Source organism: Rhodococcus sp. 2G, assembly GCF_001886355.1.
Classification (GTDB): Bacteria; Actinomycetota; Actinomycetes; order Mycobacteriales; family Mycobacteriaceae; genus Rhodococcus; species Rhodococcus pyridinivorans.
In genome coordinates this window covers 1582081-1597994 of the sequence record NZ_CP018063.1, presented here as the reverse complement: position 1 = coordinate 1597994, position 15914 = coordinate 1582081, and the positions used below count along the sequence as shown (strand labels likewise).

The window sequence follows — 15914 nt, the reverse complement described above, 5'->3', positions numbered from 1 at the left end:
TTGTGGGGATCACCACAGTTTTTCTAGCGCTCGATAACGACGTCCTCGATCGGAACGTTATCGTGCCGCCTTCGTCACTCTGCTCGCGGGGATGCAAGAGACCGCCCGGCCGGTAGTGTGGACGCTCGTGACGAGGCTTGCCGCAGACCGCAGAGTGCTCGGCATCCTGGGCCTGGTGGCGGCTCTCGTCGTCGTAGCTCTCGTGGTGCCGCATCCGACGATCGCCCAGATCCGGGAGTGGTCGGAATCGGTGCACGGCCCGGCAATTGTCCTGGCGTTCTTCGCCGTCCACGCCCTGGTCACGATCGCCCCGATTCCGCGCACGGTGTTCACCCTCAGCGCCGGCGTGCTGTTCGGCAGTGCCGTCGGTATCGGCGTAACGGTCGCCGCCTCCACGGTCAGCGCCGTCCTGGCGTTCCTGCTCGTGCGGGCCGTCGGACGCAAGGCCGTGGAATCGCGCCTCACGCACCCGGCGGCGAAAGCGATCGATCTGCGGCTGGCACGCCGCGGATGGCTCGCGGTCGGCTCCCTGCGGCTGATCGCCGCCGCCCCGTTCTTCGTCGTGAACTGTTGCTGCGCCGTCTCGGCGGTCCGTCTCGTCCCCTACACACTCGCGACGGTCGTGGGCATCCTGCCGGGCACCGTGGCGGTCGTACTCCTCGGCGACGCCCTGACCGGGCAGACCGATCCGCGGCTGATGGTGATCACCGGGGTGTGCATCGCGCTCGGTCTCGCCGGGCTGTTGCTCGAGGCTCGACTCCCCGAGCCCGCCGGTTCGGCGCTCGACGCCGTCGTCGAGCCGGATCAGGATCCGGCGACGAGATAGTCGGCCAGAATCGGGCCGAGGACGGCGAGCACGGCCGGGGTCATCATCTCCAGATGGTCGCAGTCGATCGTGTGCTCGGTGATCGTGCCGGACACCCACGGCCGCCACAGGGCCGGTGACGCACCGTCGTCCGTGCCGAGCGATCGCGCCGCGGCGACGAACAGCAGGTCGCCGTCGAAACATCGCAGATCGAGTGTCGGCGCGGCCCGATGGACGTGCGCGTAGGCCGTGAGGATCCGCTCCAGGTCGGCGGTGGACAGTCCGGTCTCGTGCCCGAGACTGCGGTTCACCGCGTCGAGCAGCTGTTCGGAGGTCATCTCGTCCGGCGTCGCGCTGGGCAGTTCGATGCCCAGGCCCGCCAGCAGTTCCGCGTGGGTGTGGACACGTCGTTCGCGTTCGAGGGGGTAGTAGTCGAGGACGACCAGGTCGACGGTCTCCCCCGCGGCGCGCAGTTCGACACCCATGTGGTGGGCGATCAGTCCGCCCTGGGACCAGCCGAGCACGGTGTAGGGACCTTGCGGTTGCACGGCCCGCATCTCCTCGACGTAGCGGTGCGCCAGTTCGGCGGGCGTCGCGTCGAGGGGTCCGCCCGAGAGGTACGGCAGTTGCAGCCCGTACACCGGCCGATCCGGCAGGTGGCGCAGCAGTCCCGCGTACACCCAGGACAAGCCGATCGCGGGATGTACGCAGAACACCGGTGGGCGGTGACCGTGCCCTCGCAGGGGGATCAGCACATCGAACATCCCGGTCGTCGGGGCAGTGGTCGCCGTCGGCTCGTCGAGGCGATCCGCGAGGCCGGCCGGTGTGGGGTCGAGGAAGACCAGGGACAGGGGAACTTCCCGGCCCAGCTCGCTGCGCAGCTTCGATGCCACGGCGGTCGCGGCGAGCGAGTTGCCGCCGAGGTCGAAGAAGTTGTCGTCGATCCCGATCCGGTCGCGTTCGAGGACGGAGGCGAACGCGCGGGCCACGGCACCTTCGGTCGGTGTGCGCGGCGCCCGGTAGGCAGCCCCGACCGGCGCGGCCGCCGGTAACGCCGACCTGTCCACCTTCCCGCTCGGGGTGACGGGCAGGCCCGGTAGCACGACGATCACCGACGGGACCATGTACCGCGGCAGCCCGGTGGCCGCGAAATGCAGGATCTCGGGCGCCTCGATCGGAACGGTCCCGGTGGGCACCACATATCCGACCAGCCGGTCGCCGCTACCGTCGTCACGCACCATGACCACCGCTTGGGCGACGGCCGGATGCCGGAGCAGTGCCGCCTCGACCTCCTCGAGCTCGATGCGCAGACCGCGCAGCTGGATCTGGAAGTCACTGCGCCCGACGTAGACGGGCTCGGCGCCCGCCGCGGTGCGGGTCCAGCGCATCAGGTCCCCCGTGCGGTACATCCGGCGCCCCGGTGCGCCGAGGGGGTCGGCGACGAAACGCGTCGCGGTCAGGCCGGGTTGTCCCGCATACCCTCGCGCCAGACCCGGTCCGGCGAGGTACAGCTCCCCCACCGCGCCGCCGGCGACGGGTTGCAGGTACGAGTCCAGCAGGTACTCGTCGAAACCGGGCATCGGCGGTCCCACGGTGGGATTCTCGCCGGGGACGAGCGGATCGAGCAGGTTCGACATCACCGTGGCCTCGCTCGGACCGTAGCCGTTGACCATGTGACGGCTCCGGGCCCACGTCTCCACCAGGGACGGCGGGCACGCCTCGCCACCGACGCTCACGAAGGTCAGAGCCGGCAGCGCGTCCCGATCCAGCGTCGCCAGCACCGCGGGTGTGGTGTACAGGTGCGTGATCTCCTCGTCGGCGAGCACACGCTCGAGGTCGTCGCCGGCGGCGATACCGGGTGGCACCACGACGAGCCGCGCCCCGGCCGAGAACGCGACGATCGTCTCCAGCAACGAGGCATCGAACACCGGAAGCATCGACTGCGCGACACGCGACTCGCGGTCGGCGACCGTCGAAAGCCGATCGACCAGCTCGGCGATACCGCGATGCGTCACGGTCACCGCCTTCGGCGTGCCCGTCGATCCGGACGTGAAGATCACGTACGCCGCGTTGTCGGCGCGCACCGGCGCGCGGCGGTTGATATCCGGCACCGGCGTTGCCGGCGCACCGTCGAGGTCGAGGTCCCGGACGGGCACGACGGATACCCCGTCGGGCACCGCCGCTTCGGGTCCGTCGACGAGCACGCAGAGCGGTGTGACCGTCCGGATCATCGCGGTGACGCGGTCGCGGGGTTGGTCGGGGTCGGCGGGCGCGTAGACGGCACCGGCGCGGACGACGGCGAGCATCGCGACGACCCGCAGGAACGATCGCCGGAGCGCCACCACGACCGTGGTCTCCGGTACTGCTCCGCGGGAGACGAGCAGATGCGCGAGCCGCTCGACCCGCTCGTCCAGCTCCGCGTAGGTCCACTGCCTGCCCGCATCGACGACGGCGACGGACTCCGGGGACCGTGACATCCAGTCGTCGAGGATCTCCGTCCACATCCGTGAAGGGGCGGTGCCGGGAGCGGACACGACCGGCACCTCGTCCCCGAACAGGCGGAGGCGGCCGAGCGGCACCTCCGGCCGGTCGACGACGGCCTCGAGGACCTGGGCGACCTGCGACACGATCGCGTCGGCCGCGGCCCCGTCGAACAGGTCCGGACGGTAACTCAGTCGCAGCTGCAGCGCGTCGTCGACGTGTGCGATGAGGGTCAGCGGATAGTGGCCGGAATCGTGTCCGGTGACCTCGCGCACCTGCATGCCCGCGATGTCGACCGCGCCGGACAGAGCCGCACGGTCGACCGGATACGACTCGAACACCGTCAGGGTGTCGAACCCGGCGGCAGGTCCGGCGACCTGCTGGATCTCGGTGAGGCCGAGGTGATGCCGGTCGAGCAGCGCGGTCTGCTCGGCACGGATTCGCTCGACGAGCACGGCGAGCGTCTCGTACGGGTCGAGCCGGACCCGCACGGGAACCGTGTTGACGAACAGGCCGATCATCTCCTCGACCCCGTCGACCTCCGCGGGCCGCCCGGAGACGGTCGATCCGAACACGACGTCGCGCTGCGAGGTGAGCTTCGCCAGCACGATCCCCCACGCGACCTGCACCACCGTGCCGACGGTGAGTCCGCGGTCCCGGACGAAGGCCTCCAGGCGCCGGGTGTCCGCAGGATCGAGCGCCCGTGTGGTCTCCTCGGACAGGGCCTGCACGGAGGACTGCTCGGCGTCCGGGGCGACCAGCGTGGGCCGATCCGGACCGGCCAGATACCGCGACCAGGCGTCGCGGGCGGGCGCCGGGTCCTGCTGCACAAGCCACCGCACGTAGTCCCGGTAGGGACGTACCGGCGGGAGAACCCCGGTGTCCGCCTCGGTGCCGTACAGCACGAGGAGTTCCTTCAGCAGCAACGGCGCCGACCAACCGTCGAGCAGGATGTGGTGGTTGGTGAACACCAGCCGGTGATCGTCCGGTCCCATCCTGATCAGGCTCAGGCGCACCAGCGGTCCGTGCGCCGTGTCGAAACGCTGCGTCCGGTCCTCGGTCTGCAGTCGGACCAGTGCCACCACACGATCCTCGGGGTCCAGATCGCTCAGATCCCGCTCACACAACGGCAGTTCGACCGACGCCTGCACGACCTGCACGGGCGGGGACTCCCCGTCGAAGACGAAGTTCACCCGCAGGTTCGGATGCCGCGCCGCCAGGGCGGCCACCGCCCGCCGGAGGCGTCGCGGATCGACGACACCGCCCAGGTGCAGGGTCAGTTGCACCGTGTACGCGTCGATCGAATCGTTCCGGAGGGCATGGAACAGGAAGCCGGTCTGCAAGGGGGTGAGAGGCCACACGTCCTCGAGGCCGGGATAACGGCGCTCGAGCTCGTCGAGGCGCTCCTGGCTCAACGGGACCAGCGGCAGATCCGACGGGGTGTGCCCTCCCGCGCCCGGTTCGGCGACGTGACGGGCGAGGCCGCTCAGCATGCGTCGCCACCGTTCGGCCAGATCCGACACCTCCGGGCGGGCGATCACCCCGGTCGCATAGGCGAGATCCGCGCGCAGCACCGGACCGTCAGCGGTGTCGACGACCATGGCGTTGACGGAGATCACCGCCGGTACCGGCTGAGCGGGATCGAGGCCACCGCCGAAGTCGATGTCCGTGACGGCGTCCGGCAGCGTGCTCCGGCCGTGGAAGTTGAAGGCGAGCCGGGGTGCCGGCAGGGGCTCGAGCGCGGCGCGGCCCTCGTCGTCGAGATACCGCAGCATCCCGTATCCGATCCCATGGTCGGGAACGGCACGCAGGTGTTCCTTGACGGTCTTGATCGCGGTTCCCGCTGCGGTGCCGCCGCGTTCCACGGCCTCCACGTCGATACCGGTCAGGTCCAGTCGCACCGGATAGGCCGCGGTGAACCATCCGACCGTCCGGGACAGATCGGCTCCCGGCACGACCTGCTCCTCCCGGCCGTGCCCTTCCAACGCCACGAGCACCCGAGCGAGGTCGATCCCGCGCTCGGCGCGCTGCGCGACGACGGCTCCGGCCAGGGCTGCGAGGAGACCGTCCACGATGCTCCCGTGGAAGGCCACCGGGAGGACGCTCAGCAGCGCGGTGGTCGCGGGAGCGGGAACCTCGACGGTGACGGTGTCGACGGTGGCCCCGACGTCGACCGCGGGGTCCAGCTCTCTGGCGCCGAGCAGCGCATCCGGACCCGACAGGGTCGAGATCCAGAACGGTAGTTCGGCCGCGCGCGTGCCGCGGCGGGTGACCTCGACGAGACCGTGCGCCCAGCGGCGCATCGAGGTGCCCGTCGGTGCGGGATCCGGGTCGAGTCCGTGTTCGAGTCGAGCCGCCGCAGCAGCGAGGTCGCCCAGCAGGATCCGCCAGGAGACACCGTCGATCACGGCATGATGTGCCACGAGCAACAGCCGCGACGCGGGTCCCGCCTCGAATCGCACCGCCTGCAACATCACTCCCCTGCCGGGATCCAACCGTCCGGTCGCGGCAGCGTGCTCGGCGGCGGCGATCGCGGTGAACTCGGGCCCCGCCAGATCGTCCACCTTGACGCGACGCAGGAACGACGACGCCGAGACGGATCCGATCGCCCGTGTCTCCAGGCGCAACTCGTCAGGCGCTCCGGGCTCCGCGTAGAGCCGCGCCCGCAGCATGTCGTGCCGATCCACGACCGCCTGCAGGGCCTCGAGAAGGTCGGCCTCGCGGAGTCGGTCCGGCAGCGGAACCGACACCGATTGGCAGAAGCGCGGATACGTTCGGCCGTGCCCGACCAGCCACCGCAGTATCGGGGTGAGCGGAACGTCGCCGACGCCACCGCCCGGCAGTTCCTCGAGCGTCGGCGCGGCCCGTCCGGCCAGGGTGACCGCCGCGGCGAGCGCTGCAACGGTCTTGTGTTCGAACACATCTCGGGGCGAGAGCACCAGTCCCTCAGCTTTGGCCCGCGCGACCAGCTGGATCGACATGATCGAATCGCCGCCGAGAGCGAAGAACGAATCCTGTGTTCCCACCCGGTCGACGCCGAGCACGTCGGCGAACACCCGAGCGAGGGCCCGTTCGGTGTCGGTGGTCGGTGCGATGTAGCTGTCGCTCCGCGTCGCGACCTCCGGGGCCGGCAGCGCGCGGCGGTCGAGTTTGCCGTGCACCGTCACCGGCAGGTCGGCCATGTGGACGAACGCGGCCGGAACCATGTAGTCGGGCAACCGCTCTCGGACGAAGCGACGGACGTCGTCGAGTCGCTCCTCTGCGGCGGGGTCGTTGACATAGCGGGCGAGGCTGCCGATGTCATCGGCCGGACGGTACACATCGGTCAGCGCTGCATCGGCCTTGTCGTCCGGGTCGTCGCGGAAGACGATCACCTCCATCGATCCCGGTTCCTGCGACCACGTCACGGCGACCCGGTAGCCGAGTTCGGCGCCGAGCAGATCGAAGTCCGCAGGACTGATGCCGTCCGATCGTGGCCGGAGGTCCGGTTCCGGTACGAGCGTGTGGCCGGGCATCGCATCGAGGGAGGTCGTCGCGGCGATCACGGACTGCAGGGCGGTGTGCGGTACGCCGGTCACGCGCAGGGCGTCGGGACGGTCGGTCCGTAGCCGGTCGGCGAACGCGGCGAGTGTTCCGAATCCCGCCCAGGTCCGGCACGGAACATCGGCGAGCGACCTGGGTCCGGTACCGGTGTGCAGCACCACGCTGTAGCGGTACAGGCCGAGTTCGTTGGCCGTCCGCATCCGGCCGAGTTCGATGTCGACCCCGGTGACACCGGGCAGACGACGGAGCAGACCGGTGAAGAACTCGGGGGCGAGCAGCAGTTCCCGTTCGGAGAGCGCGGCACGGCGGACGCGTTCGCGGATCGTGTCCGCGGTCTCGGTGCCGTCGGCACGGGCGAGTTCCACGGAGGCGGCGAAGTACGGCAGCAGCGCCAGGTTCCGGACATCGCCGAGATGGATCGATCGGCCGGGTGCGAGCAGCGGCAGGATCTTCCGGAGCACCTCGAGCAGATACGCCGCATCCGGGAAGTACTGGATCACAGAATTGAGCACGACGGTGTCGAAGTACCGCTGGGGCAACCCCTCGGTCGCGTGCGCCGGTTGCGTCCTCAACGTCACCCGATCGGCCCACGGCTGCGATCGCACGGCGGAGTGCAGCGTCTCGAGCGTCGGGGCCGAGAAGTCCGTGCCCCAGTACTCGGCACAGTCGGGGGCCAGTTCTCGGAGCAGGAGACCGGAGCCCACGCCGATCTCGAGCAGACGCCGGGGCCGGAGCCGCCGCACGGCCCGCACTGCGGCGTCGCGCCAGTCCCACATCTGCTCGACCGGGATGGGCTGCCCGGTGTCGGTGGCGTTCCAACCCGCGAAGGCGCCGGTGTCGCCGCTGTCCTCGGGCGGCGGCGCGGAGTACACGTCGTCGTACAGTGCCCTCCACCGCTCGACGGTGCCGGTCGCGCGGGTCGGGTCGGCGAGCAGTGTCTGTTCCCGGTCGAGCACCACATACGCGACCAGTCGTCCGGTCTCGTGGTGGCCCGGAGTCTCCCGCACGACCACGGCGGCGCGGGCCACCGCCGGATGCGCACCCAGGACCGCTTCGATCTCACCGGGTTCGACCCGGAAGCCGCGGACCTTGACCTGATCGTCGCAGCGGCCCACAAATTCCAGGTGCCCACCCGGGCCCTCGGCATCGCTCGTCGAGCGGATCCACCGCACGACGTCGCCGGTGCGGTACATCCGCTCCCCCGGCCCGCCGAACGGAGATGCCACGAATCGTGCCGCGGTCGTGGCCGGACGACCGGGATATCCGCGGGAGACCCCGTCCCCGGCGATGTACAACTCGCCGGGGACACCGGGAGGCACCGGCAGCAGTCCGGCGTCGAGGACGAGGACCGCCACTCCCGAGATCGGCGTGCCGATCGGGACCGACGCGCGGTCTCCTCGGGCGAACGCGTCCTCGACGAGGTACATCGTCGCGCACACCGTCGTTTCCGTCGGTCCGTACGCGTTGACGAGCAACGTCGAGGGATGCGATTCGTGAAAGCGGCGTGCGACCTCCGGGGACAGCACGTCACCGGCCGTGACCACCTGGTCCACACCGTCCCACACCCGCTCCGGAACGACGGCGGGGTCGGCGAGGGCGTGGAACAGCGGTGTCGGGACGAACATCGTCGTCACACCGTGTTCGGAGATCATCCGCGCGACCGTCGACGGATCGAGCAGACCGGGTGGCGCGAGCACCAGTTCGGTACCGCCGATCAGGGCGGGCCAGATCTCGTACACCGACGCGTCGAAACCCGGTGAGGACACCAGCGACATCCGGTGTCGCGGTCGCGAACCGGTCCATCCGTGCTCGACGAGGTGCACGAGATTCCGATGCGTGACGGCCACGCCCTTCGGGACACCCGTGGAACCGGACGTGTAGATCGTGTACGCGGTGTTCGACGGGTGCAGCAGCGCGATCCTGTCGAAGTCGGTGAGCGGTCGCGCATCGTCGGGCAGGGCGTGGGACGTCGGGCGGCCCGCCTCGTCGACGACCACGACGACGGCGGGGGTCGCATGTGAGGTGAATCGACTGTCGGTGACCAGCACGCGGGGCGCGGCGTCGGCGAGGACGAAGGCGGTGCGTTCGCTCGGATAGGCGGGGTCCAACGGCAGATAGGCGCCACCCGCCGCCGACACCGCGAGAAGAGCGACGACCAGTGCCGGGGACCGATCCAGGGCGACGACCACCACGGACTCGGGCCCCACACCCAACTCGACAAGCAGACGAGCCAGCCGGTTGGCCCGGGCATCGAGGTCGCGGTAGGTCCATCGGCCGGCGACGCTGGTCAGCGCCGGTGCGTCCGGTGTCGCCGCGACCCGTTCGGCGAGCACGGCCGGAACCGTCCGGTCATCGGTGGTGGCAGCCGGGCCGTTCCACGCGTCGAGGAGCAGGTCGCGCTCCGATCGATCGAGCAGGTCGACAGCGTCGACCCGTCGGTGCGGCGATCTCACGAGGGAGTCGAGGACACGGAGATACCGGTCCGCGAATCGTTCGACGGTGTCGCGCTCGAACAGATCGCTCGCGTATTCGATGCTGCCGAGCAGCCCGCCGTCCTCGGCGGACGCGCGCTCCGACACGCTGATGTACAGGTCGAACCGCGCGATGTCGGTCGCGACGGGCAGCATCTCGACGTGGATGTCCGGATGGTCCAGGCTCGGCAACGGGTTGTTCTGCAATGCGAATGCGACCTGGAACAGCGGGTGATGGGCGGTCGAGCGCGCCGGGGCGAGCAGTTCCACCAACCGTTCGAAGGGCGCGTCCTGGTTCTCGTAGGCGGCCAGCGCCTTGGCCCGCACGCGGTCGAGGACATCGGCGAGCGTCCATCGTCCGGTGATGCCGTCCACGCGCAGCACCCAGGTGTTGACGAAGAATCCGACGAGATCGGCGAGAGCCTCATCGGTCCGCCCGGCCACCGGACCACCGATCGTGATGTCGTCTCCCGCACCGAGCTTGTGCAGGAGCACCACGAGTGCCGACTGGAAGACCATCGACGCGGTGGCCCCGTGCTCGGCAGCCAGGTCGTCCGCCGCGAGGCGCAGCTCCGCGGGGATCGTGAACTCCACCCGGCCACCGCGGAAGGACTGCACCGCGGGGCGGGGACGGTCGAGCGGAAGAGAAAGGCATTCCGGGACCTCGGCGAGTTCTTCTCGCCAGTAGGAGAACTGCCCGTGCAGGATGCTTCCCGTCTCGTCCTCGTCCCCCAGCACGTCCCGTTGCCACAGGGTGTAGTCGGCGTACTGCACCGGCAATGGATCCCACCGTGGTTCGGTCCCCGCCGACCGGGCCGCGTATGCCAGCAGCATGTCGCGCACCAGCGGCACCATCGACGCGCCGTCGCCGGCGATGTGGTGCAGCACGAGCACCAGCACGTGGTCGTCGGAACCGGTCCGCAGCAGTGTGGCCCGCACCGGAATGTCGGTGGACAGGTCGAAGGGCCGCCGCGCCTCGGCGCGCACGGCCGCGTGCTCCTCGTCGGCGGTCACTGCCTGCACAGGCAGCGACAATGAGGTCCGCTCGACCGGCAGGATGCGCTGGAAGGCGACTCCGTCGGATTCCTCGAAGACCGTGCGCAGGGACTCGTGGCGTGCCACGACATCGGCGAACGCCGCCCTCATCGCGTCGATGTCCACCCGTCCGGTCAGGCGTGCCGCCATGGGGATGTTGTAGGTCGGCGACGGACCTTCGTAACGGTGGATGAACCACAACCGGGACTGCGCGTAGGACAACGGGATCCGGTCCGGCCGGCGTCGGGATGTCAACGGCGTCCGGGCGACACCGCACTCCGCGAGGCGCGGTGCCAACTCGGCGATCGTCGGTGCTTCGAAGAGCATCCTGATGGGTGCTTCGACGTGCAGTGCGGACCGGATCCCCGCCACGACGCCGGTCGCCGACAGGGAATCGCCTCCGAGTTCGAAGAAGTTGTCGTCGACGCCGACCCGATCCGGGGACAGATGCAGAACGTCCGCGAAGACCCCCGTGAGAGTCCGTTCCAGCCCCGTGCGCGGAGGACGATGGAGTACGCCCCGGCGGTCCGGGGCCGGCAGCGCGGCACGGTCCAGCTTGCCGTTGGCCGTGATCGGCATAGTTGCCAGCGGCACCACCGCAGCCGGGACCATGAAATCCGGGAGTTCCGCCGCGAGCGCATCACGAATCGTCGAGGCATCCGGGACCGAACCGGTGCGCGGCACCACGTACGCCACGACCCGGTCGGATCCGGTCTCGCGCCGGACCACCGCCGCGGCCTGCTCGACGTCGGGGTGGCGGAGCAGTGCTGCTTCCACTTCGCCGAGTTCGATGCGCCGCCCCCGCACCTTGACCTGCAGGTCGGCGCGCCCCGCGTAGATCAGCCGCAGACCCGAGGTGGCCGCTGCGCTGTCGTTCTCTGCGCTGTCGTCGTTCGTCGACCACCGCACGAGATCGCCGGTGCGGTACATCCGCGACCCCGCCGGCCCGAACGGGTCGGCGACGAACCGCGTCGCCGTCGTCCCCGGTCGCCGGTGGTATCCCCGCGCCAGGGCAGGTCCTGCCGGATACAGCTCGCCGATCACCCCGGGCGGCACCGGATTCAGGCGTGTGTCGAGCACGACGGACCGGAATCCGGGTCCGAGAGTGCCTGCGGTGACCGGTCTGCCGGGCACGAGGTCCTCCGACGCCATCTGCACGGTGATCTCGCTCGGCCCGTACCCGTTGACCATGCGGCGGCCCGGCGCCCATTTCTCCACGAGCCATGCCGGGCAGTCCTCACCGCCGACGCTCACGAAGGACAGGTCCTCGGGGACCGCCGGATCGATCGTTGCAAGGACCGCAGGAGTGGTGCAGAAGTGGGTGATCCGCTCGGCGCGCAATGCATGTGCGAGGTCGTCACCGGCGGACGCATCGGGCGGGCCGATCACCAGGTGCGCCGCCGAGCCGAACGCCACGAGCAACTCCAGTACCGCCAGGTCGAAGCTCGGGGATGTCCCGTGCCAGACCCGCGCGTCGTGGTCGGCGAGGGTGCGGGTGTGCGCGACGAGGTTCGACAGTCCCCGATGGGTGACGACCACGCCTTTCGGCTGTCCCGTCGATCCGGAGGTGTAGATGAGGTAGGCGGGTTGATCCGAACGCGCGGGCGCGCACCGGTCCGCGTCGGTCACCCGAGACGCGGCGTATCGCGTCGTCTCCGCGACCACGTCCGGATCGTCGACCGCCGTCCACGGCACGGTGCCCGGAAGCAGCGGCCGTTCGCTGGTTGTGGTGAGTCCGAGCACGGCGTCGCAGTCGCGCAGCATGTACTCGATCCGGGCGGGCGGATAGGCGGGGTCCACCGGGACGAAGGCCGCGCCCGTCTTCGCCACGGCCCAGATAGAGACGATCGAGTCGACGGACCGGGCCATGCCGATCGCGACGAAACGTTCCGGTCCTGCGCCGCGCTCGGCGAGCATGCGGGCCAGCCGATTCGATCGTTCGTCGAGTTCCCGGTAGTCGATCCGGGTCTCGCCGCACGACACTGCGGTGGCCGCGGGGGTGCGGAGTGCAGCGTCGGTGAGGATTTCCGGCAGCAGGCGTTCGGTCACCGGCGGCGGACCCGTCACGGGAGCGAGTGCGGTCCGTTCGGCTGCGTCGAGCAGATCGATGTCGCCGACCCGTATCTCCGGATCCTCTTCGACCGTCAGGAGGATACGTTCCAGTCGGCGGGCGATGCGCTCGACGGTCGGCGCGGTGTAGACGTCCGTGGCGTATCGGATGCGGAGCACGTCCGTGGACGTCGACTCGCGCCCGGCACCGTCGCCGGATCGCGGACGCTCCAGATCGATACGCAGGCCGACGTCGCCGAGGACGGCGTTCTCCACCTCCCTGTCCGCATCGCCCCGTCCTTCGACGGTGACGCGGAAGAGTGGGGCGCGCGATCCGTTCCGTGTCGGCGCCAGCGCGTCGAGCAGTGTCGCGGCAGGTATGTCGGCGTGTGCGAGAGCGTCCCGAGTCCCCCGGGAGATGTCCTCGAGGAGATCTCGGAACGGCTCGTCGAGGCGCACCCGGGTGCGTAGGGGCAGAACCGTGCGAGCAGGAGCGGTACCGGCCGGGGCAGGGACACCGAGGACGACGTCGTCGGTACCACTCGACCTGGCGACGAGGATCGCGGTGGCAGCCTGCAGGATCGGGACACGATCGTCGGCACATTCGGCGCTCGCTCGACCCGATCCGATGCCGAGGGGATGGACGAACTGCGCCCACGCCGAAGCAGATCCCGCGTTGCCCGCCCGTCCACCGGCAGGTGCCTGCGTGGACGGTGACAGGGCGGGCGGGGTAGGTGCACCGGCCAGAAGGTGCCGCCAGTGATCGAGCACGGTGTTCCGCCGGTAACGAGGTGCGGCCGCTCCGGCGCTCGGCGGGTGGATCGAACCGACCGGCGTTCGAGGGTCGGCTGCGACGAACTGCTCGAGGATCTCGGTGAAACAGATGCACTGCGCCTGTATCTCGTTCTCCTCGTATCGGTTCGGATTCGCCCGGAACTCGATCGCGGTGCCGACCGGCACACTGCGGCGGTGGACGGTGATCAGCCGGTCCCCGACGGGCCCGCGCGACAGGACATGTGGTGTTCCCACGATGTCGCCCAGTACGGGTTGCTGATCGAACAGCATGACGTTGACCAGGGGGACCGAGAATCGGGACACCGGTTCGGATGTCGCCCGGCGGATGTCGTCGAGTCCGCACGCCTGGTGTCGGAGGGCTCCGACGAGCTCGACCTGCATCCGCCGGACGAGATCCTCGACGGGTTCGCTCGGATCCACCCGGATCCGCAGGGGAACCACGTTGACGAGCATTCCGGCGGACCGTCGCAGCTCGGCCGTCGTCCGCGCCGACACCGGGATGTTCACGAGCACGTCGTACCGTCCCGACCGCCGCGAGAAGAAACAGGCGGCGGCCGCGAGTACCACTGCGGCCGAGGAGGCGTCCCGCGGCGGCGGGGACCCCGACAGGTAGACGTCCGCAGTGTCCGACAGATCCGTCTCCGCCGTGATGGTCCGGACCGCCGGGGGCACCTCGGTGGTGTCGACATGGGGCAGGTCGCGGATCCGCTCGCTCCAGTACTCACGGTCCGCGACGAATCGGTTCGACGCGCGATACTGCCGGTCCTTCTCGTACAACGTCCGCAGATCCGCCGGCGGCTTGTCCGGCGGCGGCTTGTCCGGCGGGGCCCCGTCCTGGCCGGAACTCCGGGAGGCGAGTGCCCTGGAATAGAGTTCGGCTCCCCTGCGAACGATGATCATCGCTCCGAACCCGTCGAGCGCGATGTGATGGGCTTTGACGTACACGAGGCAACTGGCATCACCTGTGCGCAGAACCACTATGCGGCACAACCGGTCTGCCATCAGGTCGACGGGTGCTTCCACATCCCGCCGGAGCCACTCCTCGGCCACCCCCCGCGGATCGGATTCGTCACGGAGGTCGACGACCTCGGTGGGTACATCGAGGTCCCGGTCGACGACCTGGTACGGACGGCCGTCCACGTCGACGAGGCGCAGGAGGACGGTCTCGAACTCCCGACCGGCGGTCGTCGACGCCCACTTCAGCAACTCGAGATCGAGTTCTCCACGGAACTCCACGTATTGGGCAATGACGAAAGGGACTTCGGGTACGAGTTGCTGGGCGAGCCAGATACCGTACTGGGCCGGAGTCAGCGGAAACGCACCCGCGCGCGCGTCGTCGGAGTTCTGCGCGGTGCCTACGACGGGAGTGGCCACAGCGCCCCCTTCACGAGGATGTGTGCAGCGGCAGCGGCGAACGGGAGCGCCTCGTCGAGCCGGATGCCCTCGAGCATCGTGCACAGCTCGCGAGCGGGAACGACCGAGTCTGCACGCCGCTTCGAGAATGTATGCGTCAGCGTAGGACGGGGACGGGGTTGCTGCAATGCCGTGCAGCAGAACGAGATCGAGATGCGACCAGGACATCTCGCAGAGGACGACGCTCGCACATCCCGACATTCGGCATTTTCACACCATAAACCTTAGGTTTGTTTGATGGGATGGATAGAAACCTTCTGTCCGCGCTATGCTCGTTTTACAAACTTAGAATGCAAAACTCTCGGTAAACTCCGGACGAAGGGGAATTCACGCCCGGCCCGACGGTCGCACGAGTACTGAATCCACGAGAGCGGACGATGCACGAGGCCGGACCGGTGCAGTCGATTATGTTGCACTGCAACAATTTCCACTTCTTTCATGTCTATTGCTCGAAACAGCCTTCCGACAATCCTTCCCGGGAACCCTCCCCAGTTCCCACGAACACGCGACATCCATCCCCTGGAGGGAGGAAGCGCAGATGCCGATCCAGAGACGAATCGGACCTCGTTCGGGCACGGTCTGGGTGGACCTGTTCGGTGAAACCTCCGAGTACGCAGACGAAGCGAGCGCCCACCTGTTGAGAAGGTGGGCGAGCGGGTATCTCACCGAACCCAACCCCGACCTCGGCCGCAGCGGGCCCGTGTGCCCGTTCGTTCGCCCGTCGATCGGCAAGCAGCTCTTCGGAGCTGCATTCGTCCACGGATCCGGAATCGACGCCGGGGCACTCGGCACGATCGTGGAGGACCAGTTCGACCTGTACACGACGCTCTCACGCGAGGACGATCGCGACCGGAGCCTGAAGACGCTCGTGACCGTACTGCCCGACCTCACCGGCTTCGAGGTGATCGACGTCGTCCACACGGAATTCAAGTCGCGGTTCGTCGAACACGGTTTCATGCTCGGCCAGTTCTACCCGGGCTGCACCCAGCCGGGTCTGTGGAATCACGACTTCCATCCACTCGACGCCCCGTTGCCGATGCTGGTCGCCCGCCACATGATGACGACCGATTTCCCGTTTCTCGTTGGTCGCCAGGAATGGCTGTGCGCCTACTTCAAGAAGTTCGCCCCGGCACTGCCGTCGACGCTCCGCCTCACCATCGCGAAACGGATGAAGTACGACGGCGATGCGGTGGACGCGATCACCGCCCATCATGAGCTGACGGGGAACGAGCCGGGCCGATAGGCTGTACGCGTCCCTGTCCCACATTCCGGTCGTCAAGCTTCAGGTCTTGATTATCGACAATCAAGCCCTCACACTTGAC

At 69.1% G+C, this 15914-nt stretch carries 3 protein-coding genes; 2 read left to right on the top strand and 1 reads right to left on the bottom strand.

Translation table 11 applies throughout. The annotated features are described in order from the left end of the window. Positions 1-154 precede the first annotated feature (154 nt). Positions 155-826 (top strand): TVP38/TMEM64 family protein, encoded by a 672-nt coding sequence (locus BO226_RS07485; protein WP_006551536.1) that lies wholly within the window; start codon positions 155-157, stop codon positions 824-826. Here BO226_RS07485 and BO226_RS07480 read toward each other — a convergent pair. Beyond that, positions 805-14553, bottom strand: coding sequence for a non-ribosomal peptide synthetase (locus BO226_RS07480; protein WP_071934910.1), 13749 nt, complete (start codon positions 14551-14553; stop codon positions 805-807). The two genes, BO226_RS07485 and BO226_RS07480, sit on opposite strands and share 22 nt — an antisense overlap. A gap of 577 nt (positions 14554-15130) precedes the next feature. On the opposite strand from BO226_RS07480, the gene BO226_RS07475 reads away from it, so the two are divergent. Next, positions 15131-15835 (top strand): DUF6875 domain-containing protein, encoded by a 705-nt coding sequence (locus tag BO226_RS07475; protein ID WP_006551533.1) that lies wholly within the window; start codon positions 15131-15133, stop codon positions 15833-15835. Positions 15836-15914 lie beyond the last annotated feature (79 nt).

Coding starts and splice junctions, on each gene's coding strand:
- BO226_RS07475 (WP_006551533.1), top strand. CDS start 15,131: ATGCCGATCCAGAGACGAATCGGACCTCGTTCGGGCACGGTCTGGGTG.